21 protein-coding genes and 3 tRNA genes are annotated in these 24,669 nt (G+C 34.9%); 1 reads left to right on the top strand and 23 read right to left on the bottom strand.

The genetic code is table 11. The annotated features are described in order from the left end of the window. Positions 1–4: 4 nt before the first annotated feature. From yycF to V1503_RS10500, 17 genes are all read right to left on the bottom strand, one after another. Positions 5–715, bottom strand: a complete 711-nt coding sequence (gene yycF / locus V1503_RS10580; protein WP_410626733.1) for a response regulator YycF — start codon at positions 713–715, stop codon at positions 5–7. Positions 716–804: 89 nt separating this feature from the next. Next, on the bottom strand, positions 805–2,304 hold the full coding sequence (locus V1503_RS10575) for a peptidoglycan DD-metalloendopeptidase family protein (RefSeq protein WP_410626731.1): 1,500 nt from the start codon (positions 2,302–2,304) through the stop codon (positions 805–807). Between the two features lie 279 nt (positions 2,305–2,583). Beyond that, a tRNA-Phe gene (locus V1503_RS10570) sits at positions 2,584–2,656 on the bottom strand. Between the two features lie 157 nt (positions 2,657–2,813). Continuing rightward, positions 2,814–2,889, bottom strand: a tRNA-Asp gene (locus tag V1503_RS10565). A 44-nt stretch (positions 2,890–2,933) separates the two neighbouring features. Beyond that, positions 2,934–3,005: transfer RNA gene (locus V1503_RS10560), tRNA-Glu, on the bottom strand. Between the two features lie 411 nt (positions 3,006–3,416). Further along, positions 3,417–4,703, bottom strand: coding sequence for an adenylosuccinate synthase (locus tag V1503_RS10555; protein WP_410626729.1), 1,287 nt, complete (start codon positions 4,701–4,703; stop codon positions 3,417–3,419). A gap of 450 nt (positions 4,704–5,153) precedes the next feature. Beyond that, a complete protein-coding gene (dnaB, locus tag V1503_RS10550; RefSeq protein WP_214482818.1) occupies positions 5,154–6,518 on the bottom strand; it encodes a replicative DNA helicase in 1,365 nt (454 codons plus the stop codon). A 106-nt stretch (positions 6,519–6,624) separates the two neighbouring features. Then, positions 6,625–7,071 carry a 50S ribosomal protein L9 gene (rplI, locus tag V1503_RS10545; protein WP_320259693.1) on the bottom strand — a complete coding sequence of 149 codons (447 nt, stop codon included), beginning with the start codon at positions 7,069–7,071 and terminating at the stop codon, positions 6,625–6,627. After that, positions 7,068–9,041, bottom strand: a complete 1,974-nt coding sequence (locus V1503_RS10540) for a DHH family phosphoesterase (RefSeq protein ID WP_410626725.1) — start codon at positions 9,039–9,041, stop codon at positions 7,068–7,070. The genes rplI and V1503_RS10540 overlap by 4 nt, the downstream gene beginning before the upstream one ends. Before the next feature lie 37 nt (positions 9,042–9,078). Beyond that, positions 9,079–10,005 (bottom strand): YybS family protein, encoded by a 927-nt coding sequence (locus tag V1503_RS10535; protein WP_410626723.1) that lies wholly within the window; start codon positions 10,003–10,005, stop codon positions 9,079–9,081. A 353-nt stretch (positions 10,006–10,358) separates the two neighbouring features. Continuing rightward, the gene (rpsR, locus tag V1503_RS10530; protein ID WP_214482814.1) at positions 10,359–10,598 is read right to left on the bottom strand and encodes a 30S ribosomal protein S18; all 240 of its coding nucleotides are present in this window, start codon (positions 10,596–10,598) and stop codon (positions 10,359–10,361) included. A gap of 69 nt (positions 10,599–10,667) precedes the next feature. Next, on the bottom strand, positions 10,668–11,168 hold the full coding sequence (ssb, locus tag V1503_RS10525) for a single-stranded DNA-binding protein (protein ID WP_214482813.1): 501 nt from the start codon (positions 11,166–11,168) through the stop codon (positions 10,668–10,670). 55 nt (positions 11,169–11,223) lie between these two features. Then, positions 11,224–11,511 carry a 30S ribosomal protein S6 gene (gene rpsF, locus V1503_RS10520; RefSeq protein ID WP_214482812.1) on the bottom strand — a complete coding sequence of 96 codons (288 nt, stop codon included), beginning with the start codon at positions 11,509–11,511 and terminating at the stop codon, positions 11,224–11,226. Positions 11,512–11,993: 482 nt separating this feature from the next. After that, positions 11,994–13,094 carry a redox-regulated ATPase YchF gene (gene ychF / locus V1503_RS10515; RefSeq protein ID WP_214482811.1) on the bottom strand — a complete coding sequence of 367 codons (1,101 nt, stop codon included), beginning with the start codon at positions 13,092–13,094 and terminating at the stop codon, positions 11,994–11,996. 81 nt (positions 13,095–13,175) lie between these two features. Then, positions 13,176–15,179, bottom strand: a complete 2,004-nt coding sequence (locus tag V1503_RS10510; RefSeq protein WP_410626719.1) for a molybdopterin-dependent oxidoreductase — start codon at positions 15,177–15,179, stop codon at positions 13,176–13,178. Positions 15,180–15,252: 73 nt separating this feature from the next. Then, positions 15,253–15,450: a DUF951 domain-containing protein gene (locus V1503_RS10505; protein ID WP_320259697.1), complete on the bottom strand. Its 198-nt coding sequence runs from the start codon at positions 15,448–15,450 to the stop codon at positions 15,253–15,255. Between the two features lie 431 nt (positions 15,451–15,881). After that, entirely contained in the window at positions 15,882–16,901 is a 1,020-nt protein-coding gene (locus V1503_RS10500; protein ID WP_214482808.1) for a YkvI family membrane protein, read from the bottom strand. Between the two features lie 92 nt (positions 16,902–16,993). On the opposite strand from V1503_RS10500, the gene yyaC reads away from it, so the two are divergent. Continuing rightward, complete coding sequence (gene yyaC, locus V1503_RS10495) at positions 16,994–17,593, top strand: spore protease YyaC (RefSeq protein WP_320259698.1); 600 nt, start codon at positions 16,994–16,996, stop codon at positions 17,591–17,593. Positions 17,594–17,832: 239 nt separating this feature from the next. Here yyaC and V1503_RS10490 read toward each other — a convergent pair whose 3' ends face one another. The 6 genes from V1503_RS10490 to mnmG form a co-directional block, all read right to left on the bottom strand. Beyond that, entirely contained in the window at positions 17,833–18,546 is a 714-nt protein-coding gene (locus tag V1503_RS10490) for a DUF554 domain-containing protein (protein ID WP_410626716.1), read from the bottom strand. Positions 18,547–18,629: 83 nt separating this feature from the next. Beyond that, positions 18,630–19,481, bottom strand: a complete 852-nt coding sequence (locus tag V1503_RS10485) for a ParB/RepB/Spo0J family partition protein (RefSeq protein ID WP_214482805.1) — start codon at positions 19,479–19,481, stop codon at positions 18,630–18,632. Then, on the bottom strand, positions 19,474–20,235 hold the full coding sequence (locus V1503_RS10480) for a ParA family protein (RefSeq protein ID WP_214482804.1): 762 nt from the start codon (positions 20,233–20,235) through the stop codon (positions 19,474–19,476). Before V1503_RS10480 ends, V1503_RS10485 begins: the two co-directional genes overlap by 8 nt. A gap of 436 nt (positions 20,236–20,671) precedes the next feature. Next, complete coding sequence (noc, locus tag V1503_RS10475; protein WP_214482803.1) at positions 20,672–21,517, bottom strand: nucleoid occlusion protein; 846 nt, start codon at positions 21,515–21,517, stop codon at positions 20,672–20,674. 106 nt (positions 21,518–21,623) lie between these two features. Next, positions 21,624–22,340: a 16S rRNA (guanine(527)-N(7))-methyltransferase RsmG gene (rsmG, locus tag V1503_RS10470; protein WP_320259700.1), complete on the bottom strand. Its 717-nt coding sequence runs from the start codon at positions 22,338–22,340 to the stop codon at positions 21,624–21,626. Between the two features lie 403 nt (positions 22,341–22,743). Then, a complete protein-coding gene (gene mnmG / locus V1503_RS10465; RefSeq protein WP_410626712.1) occupies positions 22,744–24,633 on the bottom strand; it encodes a tRNA uridine-5-carboxymethylaminomethyl(34) synthesis enzyme MnmG in 1,890 nt (629 codons plus the stop codon). Positions 24,634–24,669: the final 36 nt, after the last annotated feature.

Here is a 24,669-nt window from a genome sequence, read left to right as displayed (position 1 = left end):
AAATTTACTCCTGCTCTGGATTTCGTAAGTAGTATCCAACACCCCTTCTAGTAACAATCCAAGTTGGATCGCTAGGGTTATCTTCAATTTTTTCACGGAGTCGTCGAACTGTTACATCAACTGTACGAACATCACCAAAATAATCGTAACCCCACACTGTTTGAAGCAAATGCTCTCTTGTCATTACTTGACCTAGGTGTTTTGCTAAATAATGTAATAACTCGAACTCGCGGTGAGTCAGCTCTATCGTTTCACCACGTTTTGAAACAACATAAGCATCCGGTTGGATGACTAGTGGTCCAATTGATAAGTAATTGTTGTCATCTTGTGATGTATCTTCTTCTCGTATGAGTTGATGCCTTCTTAAATTAGCTTTTACACGTGCAAGCAACTCTCTAGTACTGAACGGTTTTGTTACATAATCATCCGCTCCTAATTCTAAACCAAGAACTTTATCAATTTCTGTGTCCTTTGCTGTTAGCATGATAATTGGCATATCATATTTTTTCCTTACTTCTCGGCAAACTTCCATTCCATCTTTTTGTGGGAGCATAATATCGAGTAATATAATACTCGGTTTTACCTCTTCAACTTGATTAAGTGCTTCTACTCCATCGTAAGCACATGTAACTTCGTAACCTTCTTTTTCTAGGTTGAATTTTAAAATATCAGCAATTGGTTTTTCATCGTCTACTACAAGAACTTTATTTTTCATAGAAAGACTCCTTTCCCGGAACATTCTGTATCCTTACTTTATCATGAGGAGTATATGAATTACAAAAAAACCTCTAGCAAAGCTAGAGGTTACTGCAAGAAGTTTCTCGGGTTTTGTACACTTCCGTTTTTGTATACTTCAAAATGTAGATGAGTACCAGTTGAATTACCTGTCGACCCCATCATGCCAATTTTGCGTCCTTTTTCAATCGTTTGTCCAACTGAGACGCTTATTGATGACAGATGTGAATATGTTGTCTTTATACCATTGTTATGATTAATAACAATTCGATTCCCATATCCTCCATCCCAGCCTGCAAATTCAACGACTCCATTGTCTGCAGCTTTAATCGTATAATTACTCGGTCTCGCAATATCCATACCTTTATGCAGCTTTCCCCATCGCTGTCCCATTTCGCTTGAAACATAACCGCCTGAGGCTGGCCATAATAGAGTACCAGTTCCACGTGAAGGCACAACCTTCGTACCTTTGAAAATAATTTTATTTACAGGTTCTTTAGTAACGTCTTCTTTAATCGTTGTTTTTTCTATTTGCGTACCATTATCTTTTACAATAATAATATTCTCTAGTTTCTCACCATTTTGACCTTCTTGATTTACCTTTTGATCACCTTTATACATTGTATCTTTTTCAATCGTCTCGGTTTTAAATGGTATTACAACTCGTTTATAATGCTCTTCTTTTACGAGAACATGTACAAATGGTTCATACTGAGTAACATTTAATTGCTGACCAATTTGCAATACTGTCTTTTCGGATATATCTGAATTAAGTTTAAGAAGCTCTTCTGTGCTTAAGTCATGAGCATTTGCAATACTTCCTAAGACATCACCTTGTTTAATTTCATATTTTTTCTCTGCCAACGTCCCTTTCTTTAATAAAGAAACCCCTTGGTCAACAGTAATGATATTATCTGGTGATATGTCCTCTTTAGTAACTTTAACTGATTCATCAAAGGATACATCTATAATTCTTGATTCGCCTTCCTTCAGTGGCGGTAATTCATCCGATAGGTCATTCGGTAATTCATTCGGCTTTTGTTGTAGCTCTAGTTTCTCTAACTCTTTTGCTGACACGTAAGACGTTTTGATCTTTTTCAACACTTCATTTGCTTCTTCTTCGTTTGCAAAATAAGCGATTGGTTCTCCGTTAACATTAATGGCAGCTGATGCTGCAAATATCTCTATGTTATTTTTAACTTTCTTAGCGGTAGTTTCATTATTAACTACAGGACTAAAGACTTTTTCAGGTATGTAGGTTAACTGGTCTCCTACAGAAAATTCAAGATAACCGTTACGATCGTCCATCTTTTTCATCTTGTCGTTTACAGCCTTCTCAATAGTCTTTTTGTCATCTACTGTTCCAATATTTTCTCCGTTAACATATACATGATAGATTGTAGATATGACTGATCCACCATTAGCAGCTTCTACCGAACCAACTGTTAGTGTTGCGACTGCTACAGTCGTAACCATTGCTTTTTTGACGATACTAAGCGCTTTCTTATCAAAGTTAACAGGTTTAATCAAATGACGTACTTTAGTATATATGTTTGTTTGTTTTAACACTACTTTTCCTCCTAAAACAGGTTTCTCCAGCGCCTTGGGAGAGAAAATTCTTTATATTTTAATGTGACAAATTTCTCTTTTAAACACTCTATTACTTTATCATAAAATAAAAATAATGGCATACTAGATCAAAAGATGTAACATAATTGTATTATAGCTGTAATTTAATAGTGTCTTTTGTAAAATACAAGGTAATAAAAGCTAGCATTCTACTAGAATTATTACCAATATTATCATTTAATTAAAAAAGTATGATCTATACAGACCATACTTTGACAGTGGCTCGGGACGGAATCGAACCGCCGACACAAGGATTTTCAGTCCTTTGCTCTACCGACTGAGCTACCGAGCCGTAATGAATTGTGCTTTTATTCCCTCGCATCTCTTTTACAAGAGATTGATCCTCTCAGAACTACTCTGAGGTCTCTTCATAGATGAATCGTTCTGCTCTAGCTACCGAGCCATACTTGCTATTCATCAATAATTTCTTAGTTCTTTATGTAATAAAATGGCGGTCCCGACGGGAATCGAACCCGCGATCTCCTGCGTGACAGGCAGGCATGTTAACCGCTACACCACGGGACCAAATATTCTATACAGTTTATTATGTAATACTTAATTTTTATAAGTGACCCGTACGGGATTCGAACCCGTGTTACCGCCGTGAAAGGGCGGTGTCTTAACCACTTGACCAACGGGCCATATAATCATAAAATCTCAATTGATTATCAGCGACATTTAATATATTAACATATTTTTAAAATAAAATGCAATAGTATTTTATTTATTTTTGGGCTCTTTTTGTAAGCTGTGTTGTTATGTTGACTAAATTAAATAAGACAATATTGGGTTGCAATCATTTTTATAGTAATAACAATCCATGAGCATTGGTTGTTAAAGCGTATATCCTAATACTATAATTTAAAAACAACAAAAAAACAATACAACCTTTTTAACAGTCAAAAGGGCTAAAAGTTACCCATTTTAGCCCTTTTGTCTTATTGTAAAATATACTTTGTCTTTACATACATGTGGTTGTTAGAGGCTGCCATCGCGACTCTAGAATGAAAAATAACAATCAACCTGAAAAAAACTAAAGCAAGAAACAATAATTAACTATATACGCTACGCACAACATTTGTTTGTGATCGATCTGGTCCAACTGAGAAGATTGATAAAGGAATACCTGTTAGCTGTGATACTCTTTCAAGATAATGACGAGCATTTGCAGGTAACTCTCCTAAATTTTTGACTCCTGTAATGTCCTCTGACCATCCAGGCAATTCTTCGAATACTGGCTCACACTCTCCTAGCATTTTCAAGCTAGCAGGAAATTCTTCTATGAGTTGTCCCTTATAACGGTATGCTACACAGATCTTTAATGTCTCGATTCCTGTAAGTACATCAATTGAGTTAAGTGATAGATCAGTGATTCCACTTACTCTACGAGCATGTCGAACGACTACACTATCAAACCAACCGACGCGACGTGGTCTACCAGTTGTCGTACCATATTCACGTCCTACTTCTCTAATTTGATCTCCTATCTCATTCGTAAGCTCTGTAGGAAATGGTCCATCTCCAACTCGGGTCGTATATGCTTTTGATACACCTACAACATGTTTTATTTTAGTAGGACCGACACCTGAACCAATTGTAACTCCGCCTGCGACTGGATTTGAAGATGTTACAAATGGATACGTTCCTTGATCTATATCTAGCATTACACCTTGAGCACCTTCGAATAGAACTCTGCGTCCTTCATCTAGCGCATCATTTAACACAACAGATGTATCACAAACATATTTTGCAAATTGTTGTCCATATCCATAATATTCGTCTAATATATCTTCAATTTTAAAGCCATCTACCTCATACATTTTTTCTAATAAACGATTTTTATCTTCAAGGTTTTTAGATAGCTTCTCTTCAAATGCGTCACGATCAAGAAGGTCTGCAATTCGGATACCTATACGAGCTGCTTTATCCATATATGCTGGACCGATCCCCTTTTTCGTCGTTCCAATTTTGTTATCGCCTTTTCTCTCTTCTTCGACCTCATCGAGTTTAAGATGATAAGGTAAAATGACATGTGCACGATTACTAATACGTAAATTATCAGTACTAACGCCACGTTCGTGCAAATAATTCAGTTCTTTAACAAGAGCCTTAGGATCAACTACCATGCCATTACCAATCGTACAAATTTTATCAGCGTAAAAAATGCCTGAAGGTATTAAATGTAACTTATACGTGTTACCGTTAAACTTTATTGTATGTCCTGCATTATTTCCACCTTGATACCTTGCAATTACTTCTGCGTTTTCTGAAAGAAAATCTGTAATTTTACCTTTCCCTTCATCTCCCCATTGTGTTCCAACAACGACTACTGAAGCCATCTAGGCACCTCCGCTTTTTCCGAACTTTCATTTTTATTATTATCAAACATGATTAGTGTACCAATTTCATCGTGTATAGTCAATTAAAACCGAACATTATTATTTTATTTAGTAATTTTGTTCGTAGTTTTATTAATTACTTGATTAAACATATTTTTAACAGATTGATCGTAATAAAAATTAAACACATATACAACTAACACCTTTTTTCTGTATAACGATGACTGTTTCGTAAAACACATCATGATAATTGGGACAAACAACATATAATAGTTTGATTATATAAATAAATGCTTAGCATTATTCGCTTAGAATAAAAATCATATTTCATCTTCCTTTTTAGACGATCAACTTTTCATAAAACGGAAAATTGTATTAGTTAACAAAAAAAGAACCACATGTAGATAATCTCTACTTTGTGGTTCTCTATTATTTTAGTAATCTCCTAAACTATGCTCCAGCAGGAACACTTGAATCGCCATAGCGTGTCTCTAAGTTTACAAATTTATTATACTCTTTGACAAAAGCTAGTTGTACAGTCCCGACTGGACCATTACGTTGTTTGGCAATAATGATTTCTATTATATTTTGATTTTCTGTTTCTTTATCATAATAATCTTCTCGATAGAGGAAGGAAACAATATCAGCATCTTGCTCGATACTTCCTGATTCACGAATATCTGACATCATCGGTCGCTTATCTTGTCTTTGTTCAACCCCACGGGAAAGCTGCGAAAGAGCAATAACAGGTACTTTTAATTCACGTGCAAGTGCTTTTAATGAACGGGATATTTCTGAAACTTCCTGCTGACGATTTTCCCCGCTTCGCCCACTACCCTGTATGAGCTGTAAATAGTCTATTAAAATCATTCCTAGACCACTCTCTTGCTTTAGGCGTCGACATTTTGAGCGAATTTCACTAATACGTATACCTGGCGTATCGTCGATGTAAATACCTGAATTAGAAAGGCTCCCCATCGCCATCGTTAGTTTACCCCAATCCTCAGGAGTGAGTGAACCGGTCCTTAAGTTTTGGGCATCAATATTTCCTTCAGCACAGAGCATACGCATTACAAGTTGCTCTGAACCCATCTCAAGACTAAAAATTGCTACATTTTCATCAGTTTTCGTAGCAACGTTTTGAGCTATATTTAACGCAAACGCAGTTTTACCGACAGAAGGACGTGCTGCAACAATAATTAAATCATTACGTTGAAACCCAGCAGTCATTCGATCAAGCTCAGAAAAGCCTGTTGGTATACCAGTAATGTCACCTTTGCGATTGTGTAATAATTCTATATTGTCATACGTTCGAACGAGAACGTCTTTTATACTTTGAAAGTCACCTGCGTTTTTCCTTTGGGCAACATCCATAATTTGTTTTTCTGCTTCATTTAAAAGAACATCTACTTCATCTTCTCGACTGTAGCCATCTTGAGCAATCGTCGAAGCTGTTCTAATGAGGCGACGTAAAATAGATTTTTCTTCCACTATTTTTGCATAATACTCAATATTTGCTGCAGTAGGTACTGAGTTAGCTAAATCACTTAAATAATTTAGCCCACCGATCTCTTCTAAGAGCTTCCCATCTGCTAGTTCTGATGTAACTGTTACTAAGTCAACAGGTTCACCCTTATCTGAAAGTAATAGCATAACATGAAAGATTTTTTGATGAGCAGCTCGATAAAAATCTTCAGGAATTAATATTTCAGAAGCCAAAGTCAATGATGATGACTCAAGGAAAATAGCACCTAATACAGCTTGCTCCGCTTCAATATTTTGCGGTGGTATGCGATCCATTATCATATCACTCATCCACTTTCACCATCCTATAGAAAAAATGTGATTTTTAGAAAAAGGTACGTTTAAAAATGTACACTTTATCATTAAATCACATTTCCACTCATTTTGTATAATTAATTTATTCCTCTATTACCTGAACTTTGACAGTAGCGGATACTTCTGGATGTAGTTTAATAGATACGTTTGTAAATCCTAAAGCTCTAATTCCATCCGCAAGCTCTATTTTACGCTTGTCAATTTTCATTTTATGTTTCGTTTTTAATTGCTCTGCTATTTGTTTACTCGTAATTGAACCGAATAATCTGCCACCTTCACCAGCTTTCGCAGTAAATTCGATGGTGATTTTCTCAAGCTCTGCCTTTAATTTTTTGCACTGATCTAGTTCTGCTTCAGCCTGCTTCTCTTCCTTTTTTTTCTTCGCTTCTAATGAACTAATATTACTTTTTGTTGCTTCTACTGCAAGGCCTTGTTTGAAAAGAAAGTTTTGAGCGTATCCATCAGATACATTTTTTACTTCCCCTTTTTTTCCTTTCCCTTTAACATCCTTTAATAATATTACTTTCATGATTCTTTCCCTCCATCTAAATAATCATCAAGTACTAACTTTAATTCCTGTTCAACTTCATCAATACTCATATTCTCTAACTGTGTTGCAGCATTTGTTAAGTGACCACCGCCGCCGAGAGCTTCCATAATGACTTGGACATTAACATTACCTAAAGATCGAGCGCTAATTCCAATTACTTGATCACTACGCATCCCAACAACAAACGAAGCTGTTACATCATTCATTGATAATAATGTGTCAGCGGCTTGAGCTAATAACACTTGATCATACGTTTCATCAGCATCTCCAAGTGCTATTGTTAAGCCTGATCGATAGATTACCGCTTTTGCTATTAGATTAGCACGTTTTACATAATGATCAATATTTTCTTTTAATAATTTTTGAACGAGTATAGTATCTGCACCGTGAGCACGTAAATTAGATGCAGCATCAAAAGTTCGTGAGCCAGTGCGTAGCGTAAAGCTTTTTGTATCTACGATAATCCCTGCTAACAATGAAGTTGCTTCAAGCATATCCATCTTTAAACCTTTAGGTTGATACGCTAATAGCTCTGTTACAAGCTCAGCAGTAGAAGATGCGTAAGGTTCCATATAGACGAGAAGGGGGTCTTCTATGAAGTCCTCACCTCTTCTATGATGATCGATTACAACTACACTTTCCGTTTTATTAATTAATCTTTCCTCAATGACTAGTGAGCTTTTATGAGTGTCTACAACGACTAACAATGTCTCGTCAGTAATTATTTCAAGCGCTTGTTCAGGTGTAATAAATTTAGACCATAAGTTTGTATCTTTTTTAATTTCATTAATCAGACGTTCGATTCCAGTTCCTATATCATCTTTGTCTAATACAATGTACCCATTCTTCTCATTCACTTCAGCAACTTTTAAAATTCCTATTGCTGAACCTATCGAATCCATATCAGGGTTGACATGTCCCATTATTAATACTTGATCACTTTCAGTTACAAGTTCTTTCAATGCATGCGATATGACACGCGCACGTACCCTCGTCCTTTTTTCCATAGGGTTCGTTTTTCCTCCGTAGAACTTCACCTTTCCATTCGTTTGCTTAATAGCAACTTGATCACCACCTCTTCCGAGTGCTAGATCAAGACTTGATTGGGCAAGTACTCCTAACTCAGGTAAAGATGAAACCCCTACTCCAATACCAATACTTAATGTTAAAGGCAAATGGTGCTTTGAAGTTTTTTCTCGAACATCGTCTAATATAGAAAAACTCTCGGTTTCTAATTGCTTCAAGATATATTCATTCAATACAGCGATAAAACGTTCTGATGATGTTCTTTTAATAAAAACCCCGTTTTCCTTTGCCCACTTATTTAATAAAAACGTTACTTGGCTGTTCAAATTACTTCTTGTTTGATCTTCTACTCCTTGCGTAACTTCATCATAATTATCTAACAAAATTACTGCTAGTACAGTCCGTTCATTCTCATATTGAATTTGAATTTCTTTCTGTTCTGTTACATCAAAAAAATAAATCAGACGTTCTTCTGGCTTTACATGTACTTTAACCTTTCGTTCATAAAGCGTAATAATATCATCATCAACTTCTTGCTTAATAATCGGAATTAAGCTCTCTGTAATGTCATGTAGTGAACGTCCTACTAATGTATCCTCTGGAAAATAGGAAGTTAAAAATGAGTTACTCCATTCTACATTAAAGTGTTCGTTATAAAGTAGTATCCCAATGGGCATTTCAAGTAAAGCTTCTTCTCCAACTTTTTTGACTCGGTGGGAAAGAGTAGAAATATAATCTTCTATCGATTGGTTAATTACCCTTTCGGACTTAATAAAAAAGTATATAGGGATGCCAAGGAGCATAAAAGCAATGATTCCGTAGATCCATTGATAAAAAGTAATAATAAGTATCATTAAAATCGAAATACTAATTATTCCATATATAGGATACCGAATTACACTCTTTTTATAGTACGAAGGCACGTTTTTCAGCTCCTAAATTTTAAGATATATGCGCCCATTAGCGCTTAGTTACTATTCTTTTCCGTAGGTCGAACCCTATATCAATTATACCTAAGATTCGAATAATTGGTATAAGAAACAAGGAAATGATAAATACAAACAATTGAACAACTTTGGAATAGCCTTTATGGTGTAAGAAATAAAATAATAAAGACATACCTTGAATAATCATTAGTAATTGCAAAATAAAATCAATATTTATCATTGGAAAGAACAAACTTGATTCTTCTTCTATAACAAAAGACAAAATGATTGTAATTAAATAATACCAAATGACACTTTTGGGCAGCATAAGATCTCTAAAAGGTGGCCACGGTTCAATATTTATATTAAAACGCTTAATAATCGGTATTGAAACAATTAACGAAATGAGCGCAAATAAAAACGCAGTCATAACAAAAAAGCTTGGTATTAAGTACTGAAATAAATCTACTGTTGCTTGAAATTGCTTAAGGACTTGCTCATTTACATCTTGTCCTACGCCCTCCATCATACTTGTAGCCATCGTTATTGACTCATTCATCAATAATGTCATTTCATTTATGAAATCAATTTTGAAAAGCAACATCGATCCAACATAAATAAATGTAATATTAATTAAGTATATGACCGTTCCAATTAACAGTGTCATGTAATGACTTTTCTTTTTCTTTATTAAATACCCTGTAACAATGCCACCACTTGTAAACATTAATGCAAGCGGTACTGCCAATACTGAACCAACGGCAATTGTTAATAAAATAGCAGGTATAATTAATATTATGCCATTTCGCAAACCATTTCTAATCGTAAAAAGCATAATTGGTAGTGGAAGAAAAAATATTGATACTGATCCAAGGAATGGTATGTACATAGAAATGAACACTAATATAATAAAAATTGCTAGTAGTATAGCTCCTTCTGTTAATACTTTCGTATTCTTCACAGTTCCACCTCATGTTGGCTTAATTTCTTCATTTTCTTCACTTACTATATCAATTCATCATTAGTACGTAAAGTAAAGTGCGATTGCTCAATCTCAACAATAGAGTATGACGCCTAGTTAACCGACAAACACTGAAGGCACTTTCATATGAAGGGTTTGGAGTTGGATATAAACAACGTTCGTTTTACATAAGGCTGTTGACAGACATATGACAGATCGTCAATGCCCGTATTTATACGGCGAACGAAATAATCACTATAGCTATAACAGCCTGAGGAACAAGACTTAACATAAGTATGTACCTATTTAAGAAAGGAAAAAGCAGCAAGGAACCCCCGCTGCTTTAAAAATTATTATTCACCTGTAACATAAGGTAGTAATGCCATTTGACGAGCGCGTTTAATAGCAATAGTTAATTTACGTTGATATTTAGCACTTGTGCCTGTAACACGACGTGGTAAAATTTTACCTCTTTCTGAGACAAACTTTTTAAGTACATCAATATCTTTGTAATCGATGTGAGTGATACCGTTAGATGTGAAATAACACACCTTACGACGTTTAGCACGTCCTCCTCTGCGTCCTCCTGCCATTGTTCATCCTCCTTTCTATTTCATTTATATATACACGTTCAAGAATAATCGAATAAACTACTCAGCAAATTAGAACGGCAAATCGTCATCAGAAATGTCTATAGGCTGTCCATCATTTGCAAACGGATCGTCATTTACTCGAGTAAACCCTTGATTATTATTATTACGTTGGTTCTGATTTTGTCCAAATTGCTCGTAGCCACCTTGGTTTCCTTGGTGATTATTGCCTGCAGGTCGCTGCTCATTACCTGATCGCGGCTCTAAAAATTGCACACTTTCAGCAACTATCTCAGTTACATATACGCGTTTACCGTCTTGTCCTTCGTAGTTGCGTGTTTGAACACGTCCATCTACTCCAGCTAAGCTACCCTTTTTCAAGTAGTTTGCGACGTTTTCAGCTGGTTTACGCCATACAACACAATTAATAAAATCGGCCTGTCGTTCACCTTGCTGATTTGTAAATGTTCTGTTGACAGCTAACGTAAAGGTTGCAACTGCTACTCCACTTGGAGTATATCGTAATTCTGGATCTTTCGTTAATCGTCCGACAAGAATTACACGATTCATCATCAGAACCACTCCCTTTAAAGAACCTCTATTTTACAGAGTTTCTTTCAATTTATATTTATTCTTCTTCTTTTACAACGATATGACGAATAATATCTTCACTAATTTTTGCTAGGCGATCAAATTCGTTAATCGCTTCAGCATTAGAAGCTACTTGTAAAATCATATAATAACCATCACGGAAATCATTGATTTCATAAGCTAGACGGCGTTTTCCCCATTCTTTTACTTCAGCAATCTCCGCACCTTTTTCAGTTAAAACGTTGCTAAAACGTTCAACAACTGCTTTCTTTGACTCATCGTCAATGTTTGGGCGGATGATATACATAATTTCGTATTTTCTCATCACAGTCACCTCCTTTTGGTCTGACGGCTCTCAAATGAGAGCAAGGAGCAATTGAATTAATTACTCACAATACGTGATTATAGCATATGGAAAAGAATATCGCAAGCGCCTTACAAATTTCTGATAAACATTTAGCCATTTCACATGAAGGTGCTTTTTGTCCTCCAATGAAATGGCGAAGTAACCTCGAAGAGATAGACACTCGAGCTTCTTATTGTTAAATAAAATTAACCCTTGTATATACATTTAAGCGCATGCACCTAAAGAGTCTTACAAAACACAATTATGTGAAGCCATTACTTTTACGTCGAGTGTTTTCACATGATTGTGCTTGCCAACAAACAAACACGCACATAACTAACGTTCGTGACATCTTTTCTTCTATAAAGCAAAGACAATGGCTATCACCATCATCTAGCTTCTCAAATTAAGTTAAAGTAGTAACAAAGTTTACGAAAAGAGCCTAAACGATAGATACTGTTTTACACATTAAATCGAAAGTGAATGACATCTCCATCTTGAACAATATACTCTTTTCCTTCCAAGCGAACATTACCAGCTTCCTTCGCCGTTGTCATAGAACCTGCCGTTAAAAGGTCGTCGTATGACACTGTTTCTGCTCGAATAAAGCCACGTTCAAAATCTGTATGGATGACCCCTGCACATTGCGGAGCCTTCATTCCTTTACGGAAAGTCCATGCTCTAACCTCCTGAACACCGGCTGTAAAATAAGTAGCTAGTCCAAGTAAGCTATAAGTTGCACGAATAAGTTGATCTAGGCCTGATTCTTCTATTCCGAGCTCTTCAAGAAACATTTCTTTCTCTTCCCCTTCAAGCTCAACAATCTCAGATTCAATTTTTGCGCATACTACGATGACTTCTGAATTTTCTCCTGCTGCAAATTCTCTAACTTGCGTTACATATTCATTGTTTGAAGGATCCGCGACTTCCTCTTCACTGACGTTCGCCACATATAGAATAGGTTTAATCGTTAATAAGTGTAGTCCTTTAACAATTTTCATTTGCTCTTCAGTAAACTCAACTGAACGTGCTGGCTTTTCATTTTCAAAAGTTTCCTTCAGCTTCACAAGCACCTCGTGCTCGTACATCGCTTCTTTATCTTTCTGCTTTGCCATTTTGCCAACGCGATCAATTCGTTTATCTACAGTTTCTAAATCTGCTAAAATTAGTTCTAAATTAATTGTTTCTATGTCTGCAATTGGATCCACTTGACCCGACACATGAGTAATATTTTCATCCGCAAAACAACGAACAACATGACAAATAGCATCAACTTGTCGAATATGAGACAAAAATTTATTACCTAAACCTTCACCTTTACTTGCTCCCTTAACAATTCCAGCTATATCTGTAAATTCAAATGCTGTAGGTACAGTCTTTTTCGGCTGAACAAGCTCCGTTAATTTCTCCAAGCGATGATCAGGTACTTCTACTATGCCTACATTAGGATCTATTGTACAAAACGGGTAGTTTGCTGATTCAGCTCCCGCTTGAGTAATTGCATTAAAAAGCGTAGATTTACCAACATTCGGTAGACCCACAATTCCTGCAGTTAAAGCCATTGTAATTTCACTCCTCTTATATATCCGCTATCAATTCAGTCTTTCCCAATTATAGTGATTCCTAGTTAAAAAAACAAGGAGTTATATTTTTTCAATCGCTACAACACAATCAAACAAAGTGCTCCCCATCCCATTATCTGAAATACGATTTGGAGTGAGCAAATTAACACTTCCACCAAACTTACTCCACTGACCTTCATCTATATTAATTGTATTGCGATGTGCTTCTTTCAAAATTCGCACACGTCCCTCTAGTTCTCCACGTTCATTAAACACTTTTACAAGATCATCTTCTTGTAGTCTTTCTTTTTCAGCAACATCTTTTGATACCTCTACCTTAATTTCTTGCATAGAATCAATAAGATGATAGTGTTGCGAATGATTTGATCTCAACGGATGAATGGACAACAAAGTATATGGATATTTTCCAAGGAGATCTGGATTTTTTTGTTTTGATTCAAGTGGATAATCAATTCGTAACCGGCCATCAAAACCTTTTTGGGTTGCTTGTGATGAAGTAAATTCATACTTTCCACTTGCTGTCATAAATTTCTTATCACTCCAAGGGACATGATCAATAGGTAAAGGTAAATGATCATACTTTCTTAATCTCTCAAGTGTAATACCTTTTGTAACTAAATCTCCTAACCCAATATTAATAAATTGTTCTCTATTAAATGCAAAATCATCTGCAAAACCTAAGCGTTTTGCCAACTCTGTCCATATCATTAATTCTGATTTTACTTCACCTGGAGGCTCGACTAATTTTGGACCATAATTCACGTAATGATGATACATAGACGAATAATACACGTCCTCTTCTTCAAATACGGTCGTAGTTGGTAATACATAATCAGCCATCTGAGCAGTATCAGTCATAAATTGTTCTACAACAACTATCGTGTCTACCTTTGAAAAAGCTTGTTTCACTCGATTTGTATTTGGTACTTGTGTAACTGGGTTTCCACATGTAACAAAGACCATTTTAATAGGCGGATCATTAGCTAAAAGAATCCCTTCTGCTTGTTGCATCATGGTAAATGTCCTTTTATGCTGTCTGCGATTTGACAATGACAGTGCATTTATGTCAAAGCTATCACCGACTTGCTTATTAGCAAAATTCACACCTCCACCAGGAATACCGATATTACCACTTATTGCAACCAAAGCATCGATCAGACGGATCGTATTCCCTCCATTTGTATATCTTTGCATTCCTAAACCTAAATAAGTCATTGTTGGCTCATTCGCATATATATGAGCTAATTTTGTCATAATATCTTTCGATACATCTGTAAGCTCTTCAAGTTCATCTAGTGTTTTTTCTTCAAGTATGTTCAGTAAATCACTATAGCCAAGCGTATGGTCATCAATAAATTGTTGATCTTGTAAATTGAGGCGCACGATCTCTTTCATAATACCTATCGCTAACAAACCGTCCATACCAGGCTTAATCGAAACATATTCATTACTTAATTTTGCAGTTGCATTTGACATTGGATCAATAACTATAATATTGGCACCTTGCTGTTTGGCTTTGGTTAAATTAGCGTATAAATGCATGTTCGTACGCGCTACATTTCTACCCCAAATCACTATATTTTTGCTATTAAATACGTCATCTGGACTATGACTGTATGAATTACCGAAATCCCAAGTTTGTGCTTCTATGCCTGCTCCCCAACAAATACTACCTGTTAGTTCAGTTACTCCTCCATAGCAATTAAAAAAACGTTTATCAAGGTTTGTTAACAAACCACTATTTGAATAATCATGGCTATGAAGTACTGCTGTCGTACCGTATGTTTTTTTAATACCAGCTAGTTTATTAGAAATTTCATTCAGCGCTTGCTCCCATGAAATTCTTTGAAACGTCCCATCCACTTTTTTTAATGGATATTTTACTCTTTCATTAGAATTCGCTCGGTGTTCAAGCATCCTACCCCTTCCACAAATTTTACCTTTTGTAATTGGGTGATCTTGATCTCCTTCAACTTTTACAACCATATTATTTTCAACTGTTACTTCAAAACCACAACTATCCCAACAATTTAACGGACAAGCTGTTTTATACTTTACTCTCACCTTCGTATCACCCTTATAAGAGGTTATTTCAAATTAGCATGATTTTTTACACTAAAGTACGGATAGCTTTAAATTATTCCTCATATTTTTCAATAACTTTTTTCATTTTACGTGTGAATTCTTTTCTTGGAAGCATTACACTATGTGCACACCCTTCACATTTAATCCTAATGTCCATACCCATGCGGATAATTTTCCATCTATTCACACCACAAGGGTGTTGTTTCTTCATTTCAACAATATCATTTATTCCAAATTGTTTATTTTCCAACTTACACTATCCTTTCATCCATCTATTTTCATCATTTAATATAGCTGTTTTCGCATTGATTGTTGTTTTTCATAAATAGAGCTACATACGATTATAACTATCGTTCGTGGCAGCTTTTCTTGTGTACAACGATGACTAACAACATAAAACACTTTTGTATAGTACTAATCTGAAAACAATAGCAACAATGTTTACGAAAAGAGCCTTTGTAATCACTGTTTTCGCACTAATGATTGCTTTTCGTAATTAGAGCTACATACGATTATATCTAGCGTTCGTGGCATCTTTTCTTCTGTGCAACGATGACCAACAATAAAAAAAACTTTTTAGAGTGCTAATTTGAAAACAATAGCAACAATGTTTACGAAAAGAGCCTTTAATATTCAGGAAACTGCTTATAGTAAAGTCGATACTACTATATTACCAAGTTTTCATTCCCATTTATACCGATTTGCAATAGGATGGATCAATATTGCTGCAAGCAAATATAAATTTATGACACCATAGATAGGATAGAGAACAGATACTAATGTAGCAAATCCAAATGAAGTAAACGGAATCATAGTAATTAAAGTTAACAATGCAAGGAGCCAAAAAGGGAGCTTTATTTTTTTTCGAAATCTTGTTGTTAAACCGAATATGCCGGAAGCAGCAGTTGTATAGATGGCCGACCATAATAAAAATGACATAATAATCAACATGGCATATGGAAAGTATTTTAATACTCCAAATAACGGAATCTCATAAAGAATCATTTCACTAGCTATTTGTAATAATGACTGATTATAAATAAATGAAATAATTCCTAATAGTAAGCCACTCCCTATACTTGCAATCCATGCCTCTCCAACCCTTTTTATTTCTTTACCAATTGCTGAAAGAACAGCAACTAAAGGTAGAATATTTAATGCTGTAAAAGTAAATGCAGACGGCCAATTTGATTGTTCATTTAGATTAAGATTAATACTTTGTCCATTTTTATATAAAAACAGAAATAATGTTACCATCAAACTAATAATTAAAATCGGTAGAATAAAAATATTAATGGATACAATTCCTTTTAAATCCCATATAAACAAGAATACAAGCATGAAGCAAAAAATTAATATCCCTATCCAATATGGAATCTGTAATATTTCTAATGTAGCTCCGCCACCTGCAAGCATAACAACAGTAGTAGTAAATAAATATAATATTATCATCCAATCATATGCTAATGATAATCGTTTACCTACTAGCCTTTGCAAGACAGGTAGAAAATGTTCAGATTGCTCCTCGTAACTTATTTTCATAATAACAAAACAACTAATGATAAATATTAAAGTAAAAATGATAATAGCAAGTCCACTTTCTTGTCCAAAAAACTGCCAAATCTCTCTTCCAGAGGCGTATCCTGCTCCAATCATTGTGCCTAATATTAAAAACATCCACTTCAATCCAGACTTTAACATACTCATGCTCCCTCTTTTCATTTAACTATTTTATGTATAGTTTTAATTTTTCCTCCGTATACTGTTACTACTATTACAAAGGAGTGAAAGCTATGAATCTTAAACCAAAATTTTTAAATATTGTTAATGAAAGTACTCGGGTGTCTTATGATGATGGTCACGCAATTAATAGCTTAGCAACAAAACTCCTTTCCTCCTTACCACAAAAAATTCAGCAACCAATTGTATTCGTTTGTATTGGTACCGATCGATCAACAGGTGATTCGCTTGGACCATTAGTAGGTTCAAAACTTGAGGAAAAGAATTTGACTCATTTTCATGTATATGGAACGTTAGAGGATCCTATTCATGCTGTAAATCTAAAAGATAAGTTAATAGAAATTAATAACGCATACCGGAATCCATTTATCATCGGTATTGATGCTTGTTTAGGGAAGTTAAATAGTGTAGGTTATATTTCAATTGGAGATGGACCTGTTAAACCAGGTGCTGGGGTAAATAAAGAATTACCTGCAGTAGGCGATATTCATATGACGGGAATTGTAAACGTGAGTGGATTTATGGAGTTTTTTGTCCTACAAAATACTAGATTACATATTGTCATGAGTATGGCTAAAACGATTGCAACTGCCATTAATGAGGCACACAACCAATATAGTTTAAAAGAATTATCATCTAGGTTCCTCCGCTAGTTCATATAAAAAAACTGCACCATATTAAATAAAAATGTACATGGTGCAGTCATCAATAACTTGTTGGCTATTTTCGCATAGATTATTATTTTTCATACTAATAATTAAACAAAATTTAATGACATCTTTTTCTTCTAATTTAGGAACTATAGCAACAAAGTTTACGAAAAGAGCCAACTTGTTATTATATTGTTGCAAGAATGGTTTTGTAGTTACAATTATCAACAAGCTTCAGTTATTTACGGTAAAATTGGCCAAAAATACAATACTGTCACAAATAATGATACAACCAATAGACTTGGTAACATGTTTGCAACCCGGATTTTTGTTATCCCTAACATATTTAGACCTATAGCGATAATCATTATACCTCCTGTTGCAGTGATTTCTATTATGAGTAATTCCATCAACTTTGGTGGTATCCATTTGTCGATTTGAGTAGCAAATATCGCTAATGAACCTTGATAAATAAACACTGGTATAGCAGAAAAAATCACTCCAACACCTAATGTTGTAGCCAATACAAAGCTAGTAAATCCATCAAGTATTGATTTAGTAAATAGTATATTGTGATCGTTTCTTAATCCACTATCAAGTGCACCTAAAATCGCCATAGCCCCTATAACGAATATTAATGTTGCCGTCACAAAACCTTTAGCAACTGTACCTTCATCCTTTGCCCCTATTTTATTTTCCAGCCATTTACCTAACAAATTTAATTTGTGATCTATCCCCCAAAGTTCACCTAGTATTCCTCCTAGTGCTAAACTTAAGATGACAAGGATAAATTGTTCACTTTTGAGTCCCATCTGTATTCCTAATATGAAAACGGATAAACCAATCCCTTGTAAAACAGTCGTTTTCACTCTTTCTGGAATTCTTTGCAAAAACATTCCAAATAACGTACCAATAACAATTGATACACAATTAATTACAGTTCCAAGTAATACCATTTCATATCCCCTTCTGATTGCATTCAATATAATATAAAATGATTAATAAAAAAAAGCCACCGTTAATGATGGCCCATTGAAAATCATTTTGTAGGTGTATCTAGTATATCTAATATTCTTTCTAAATCTTCCTCTGAGAAAAATTCAATTTCAATTTTTCCCTTTTTCTTATTTTGTTTTATGACAACAGGCGTCCCAAACCGATCACGTAATATTGATTCTCTTTCCCTGATAAATATGTTCTTTTCTTTTTTCGGCTTAGATGTTTCACGTGGAACATCTTTATTTAGCTGTTGAACTAATTGTTCTAGTTGTCTCACATTTAATTGTTCATTTATCACTTTTTCAGCTAGTTTTTTTGTCTTTTCTTTATTTTTTAAGCCTAGCAAAGTCCTCCCGTGTCCCATCGTTAGTTTCCCTTCAGAAATAAGTACTTGGATTGATTTAGGAAGAACTAACAAGCGAAGATGGTTTGCGATATGAGGGCGACTTTTTCCTAACCGCTGTGCTAATTGCTCTTGTGTAAACTCTAATTTATCAATTAAAGTTTGGTAAGCTAATGCCTCTTCGATAGGAGTTAAATCCTCTCTCTGTAAATTTTCTAATAGAGCGAGCTCCATAATCTGCTGTTCTGATAAATCTCTAATAACAACAGGCACAGTTGATAAATCAGCCTCTTTAGCAGCTCTAAATCGACGTTCGCCTACAACAATTTCAAACCCTTTAATGCTTTTCCTAACAATTAGTGGTTGTAATATTCCGTGCTGTAGTATAGACTCTTTTAATTCGTCGATTGCTTCTGGTTGAAATGTTTTTCGAGGTTGATATGGATTTGGTCTTAACTCGTTAATTTTTACCTCTTGAACTATTTCTTCATTTCCCACATCCATACTTGCAAATAGAGCATTAATACCTTTTCCAAGACCTTTAGCCATTTGCAACCACTTCCTTTGCTAGATCTAAATAAACTTCTGCTCCTCTTGATTTTGGATCATATATGATAATTGGTTCACCATGACTAGGTGCTTCACTTAACCTTACATTACGTGGAATAATCGTCCGGTATACTTTATCTTGAAAGTACTTTTTCACTTCATCAATCACTTGAATCCCTAAATTTGTTCTAGCATCTAACATGGTTAGTAGAACCCCTTCAATAGTGAGCTCAGTATTTAAATGTTTTTGAACAAGTCTAACAGTATTAAGAAGCTGACTTAAACCTTCAAGCGCATAATATTCACATTGTACAGGTATTAACACTGCGTCAGAAGCAGTTAAAGAATTAATAGTTAATAATCCTAGCGACGGTGGACAGTCAATAATTATATAATCATATTGGTCTTTAATACGTTCTAATGCCCTTTTTAAGCGCACTTCACGTGAAATAGTAGGAACAAGCTCTATTTCAGCACCAGCAAGCTGAATGGTCGCAGGTATAGCATACAAGTTTTCAACTTTAGTTGGGATTGTGACTTCTTCTGCATCAATATCTTCAACTAATATATCATAAATACACTGATCTACTTCTGCCTTTTCAATCCCTGCTCCGCTAGTTGCATTTCCTTGTGGATCAATGTCTACTAGCAAGACCTTCTTACCTATGTATGCTAAGCAAGCACCTAAGTTAACAGAAGTTGTCGTTTTCCCAACTCCACCTTTTTGATTAGCAATTGCAATTGTTTTTCCCACGATGTCACCTACCTTTAATTGAACATCAATTTTACCACTTCACTATTTTATCATGAAAATATGCTATTTTACTGTAATTTCTCAAAAAAATAATACTCTTCCTCATATTACTAACACTTATTTGTCTATCATAATCGTTTTTTAAATATGGGTTTGTCTATGAAATTAGCTAACGAGAGGTAGTTTAATGTTGCTATATTGCATATAACAGGAGAAAAGGTACAGTTACACGTATAGTTTCCTAACACTACTAACAGCAGCCTCTAGCTAAAGTAGGTAAAAGCAACTCCAAAGCCAAAGAAAAGGATTTTTTCTCATAAACTTTGTTGCATTTATTAACATAGTAGGATGAGGGTTTATCCGAGCTCCATCATTGGTAGAAATGCTACGAACTAGTAAAAAAGCGCAAAGAAATAAAACCTCATGAGATGAGGTTTTATTTCTTTGGTATTTTTATTGTAAATTGATAGTATTCGTCGAATTCTTCTTCTTCAGCATTTATTGATAATCCAGTGTCTTCAACCATAGATAACGATTGACGTATTGTATTTACGGCAATCCTCATATCTTTACTAAAAGCCTTTTTACTAGCCTTCTTTTTAACATTTGATTGTTCTAATAGTTTTACAACACGGTCTTCTGTTTGCTTAACATTAAAATGTTTCTCAATAATTTCATGTAATAACTGAATTTGTTTTCTTGGATCTTTTAATGCAATTAATGCCCTTGCGTGGCGTTCGGTAATTTTCTTTTCCATTAAAGCTTGCTGTATTTCATTTGGAAGCTTTAACAAGCGTAATTTATTCGCAACTGTTGATTGTCCCTTCCCAAGACGTTGAGCTAACGCTTCTTGAGTTAAATTATGTAATTCTAGTAATTTGGCATATGCTATCGCTTCTTCGATTGCTGATAATTCCTCACGTTGTAGATTTTCTATTAAAGCAACAGATGCTGTTTCTGTGTCATTGAAGTTTTTTATTATAGCCGGTATCGTATCCCATCCCAATTGCTGAACAGCTCTCCATCTTCGTTCTCCTGCAATGAGTTCATATTTTTGATCATCTAATATACGAACGACTATTGGTTGGATAATTCCGTGTGTTCTAATCGTTGAAGCCAATTCTGAAATTTTTTCTTCCGCAAATACAGACCGAGGCTGATATCGGTTTGGGATGATATCCGTTACGTGCAATTTTTTAATCTCTTCATTTTCTGTTGTTTCAATAATTTCTCTTTCTTCTTTTTCACTTAGTCCAAAGATTCGTGAAAAATGATGTTTCATATGATACACACCACCTTTTAGAAACTCCTCAATTAATATTCTCTATAAAAGGATAAAGTTCCTGCTATTACATTTTACTATTAAATGTTTCACGTGAAACATTCCATTATTCAATCGGTAACTTGTTTGGTGTTCCTGGCTTTCTTGGATATTTTTTTGGTGTTGACTTTTCTTTCTGAATAATAACAATATTTCGTTCACTATTTTCAATTGGTAACAAAAAATGATGAACATCAATCAGTTTACCACCTAGAGTATTTATTGCTTTTGATCCGTTCGTTAACTCTTCTGTTACCGAAGAAGCTTTTAATGCTAAAAACATGCCCTCTTTTTTAACTAATGGCATACATAATTCACACAATACTGACATACGCGCAACTGCTCGAGCAGTTACAACATCAAAGCTTTCTCTCATTTCTGCTTTTCTTCCAAAGGTCTCAGCGCGATCGTGATAAAAGAAAGTATGATCCAAGTGCAGCTCATTAGCAAGATGCTGTAAAAAGCTAATTCTTTTATTTAAAGAATCAACAATCGAAATTTTTAAATGCGGAAAACAAATTTTCAAAGGAATACTAGGGAATCCTGCACCAGCACCTACATCACAAATTGACAGGTTTTTAGTAAAATCAAAATGGAACGCAGCTGTAATTGAATCAAAGAAATGCTTCAAATAGACTTCTTGTTTATCAGTTATGGCTGTTAAGTTCATTTTATTATTCCACTCAACTAATAACTGATAATACAGCTCAAATTGTTGTAATTGTTGAGAGGATAACTTTATCCCCTGTTCATTCAGCATGTGCTGAAACTGTTCAATATTCATAATCAATTCCTTTCATTGCACAATTAGAAAGTCCTGTGTTGATGCTTCACTGACTTACAACATGTCAAACGATGTTATCATAACACATTCGCCATATACAATGAATAGCTAAACTACTTGCTAAATAATTGTTTGACATGACTCTTAATCAAGGCTGTTCCCCCATTGTTTGTTGTTTATCGTATTAGGACATAAACTCGAACACAACTAGCGCTCTTGGCACATTTTCTTCTGTAACATGATAACTATCATGTAAAACCAATTCTTTTAGTATAAATTAAAATAGCAACAAAGTTTACACAAACAGCCTTTGTATAAAAACTCCCCTTTATCTCCACAGATGAAGGTAAACTATTTATGATAAAGGGGCTTATATAGGATTTAATCAGGGCTGCTGGATATATTATTCGTTCGACACTCTAGCTACCCTTCCTTGCTCAATATATACTAATAAAATTGAAATATCGGCTGGATTAACTCCTGAAATCCTTGATGCTTGCGCAACAGACAAAGGTCTTACTTCAGTTAATTTTTGTTTCGCTTCATTTGCAATCCCAGTAATCATATCATAATCAATGTTATCTGGGATTTTTTTATTCTCCATTTTCTTTAAACGTTCTACTTGTTGTAGTGATTTTTCTATATATCCTTCGTACTTAATTTGTATTTCAACTTGTTCAGTGATCTCTTCATTTAATTCTTCTTCGCCAGGAGCTAAAACTTTAATATCTGAATAACTCATTTCAGGTCTTTTTAATAAATCAGATGCTCGAATCCCATCCTTTAGTTCACTACCACCAGCATTTCGAATATGCTCCTGAACTATACTACTAGGTTTAATAATAAATGACTGCAAGCGTTTTTTCTCAAGTGCGATTGCTTCTTTCTTAGCAATAAATTGTTGATACCTTTCTTCCTGAATAAGGCCAATCTGATACCCTATATCTGTTAAACGCAAGTCAGCATTATCATGTCTTAATAATAGACGATACTCAGCTCTTGAAGTCAATAATCTGTATGGCTCGTTCGTTCCTTTTGTTACTAAATCATCAATCAGAACACCTATATACGCATCAGAACGACTTAAGATTAATTCTTCTTTTCCTAAAGCACGATTTGCTGCATTGATCCCAGCCATGATACCTTGACCTGCCGCTTCTTCATATCCTGAAGTTCCGTTTATTTGACCTGCAGTGTATAGGTTTTGTATATTCTTCGTTTCTAATGTAGGCCATAATTGTGTAGGGACAATCGCATCATACTCAATTGCATAACCAGCTCTCATCATTTGGACATTTTCAAGACCAGGGATTGTGGAAAGTATTTGTTGTTGCACATCCTCTGGTAAGCTAGTAGATAATCCTTGTACATATACTTCCTGTGTATTTTTTCCTTCAGGCTCTAAAAAGATTTGATGACGTGGTTTATCGTTAAAACGGACAACTTTATCTTCTATGGAAGGACAATAACGTGGTCCTGTCCCTTTTATCATACCTGAATACATTGGAGAACGATGAAGATTATCATCAATTATTTTATGTGTGTGCTCACTTGTATACGTTAACCAGCAAGGTAATTGGTCAGCCATTTCTTTTGTAGATTCATATGAAAAAGCTCGAGGAACTTCATCACCTGGCTGAATTTCAGTTTTACTATAATCAATAGAATGACTATTTACACGAGGTGGTGTCCCTGTTTTGAATCTAACTAAATCAAATCCTAGTTCCTCTAAATGTTTAGATAAATTAATGGATGGTTGTTGATTGTTTGGTCCACTAGAATATTTTAAATCACCTAAAATGATCTCTCCTCGTAAAAAGGTCCCAGTTGTTATAACAACGGTACTCGCTTTAAAAATCCCACCTGTTTGAGTGATAACACCTGTACACATACCATCTTCTATAACTAATCGTTCAACCATCCCTTGCATTAATGTTAGGTTTTGTTCGTTTTCTAACGTTTTTTTCATCTCATGTTGATATAAAAACTTATCGGCTTGAGCACGTAAAGCTCTTACTGCTGGACCTTTCCCAGTATTCAACATTCTCATTTGAATATATGTTTTATCAATATTTTTTGCCATCTCGCCGCCTAAAGCATCAATTTCACGAACGACGATGCCTTTTGCCGGACCCCCTACAGAAGGATTACAAGGCATAAAGGCAACCATATCTAAATTAATTGTAAGTAGCAAAGTTTTAGCTCCTAGCCTTGCTGAAGCTAAACTTGCTTCACAACCTGCATGGCCTGCACCAATAACAATTACGTCATAATGACCTGCTTGATACCCCATTTGAGTACCCCCTTTATTCAATATTTTTTTCTTGTT

The organism is Nanhaiella sioensis, assembly GCF_046557775.1.
Classification (GTDB): domain Bacteria; phylum Bacillota; class Bacilli; order Bacillales; family SM2101; genus Nanhaiella; species Nanhaiella sioensis.
The sequence above is the reverse complement of the archived record's forward strand: the minus strand, read 5'-3'. Positions and strand labels throughout refer to the sequence as shown.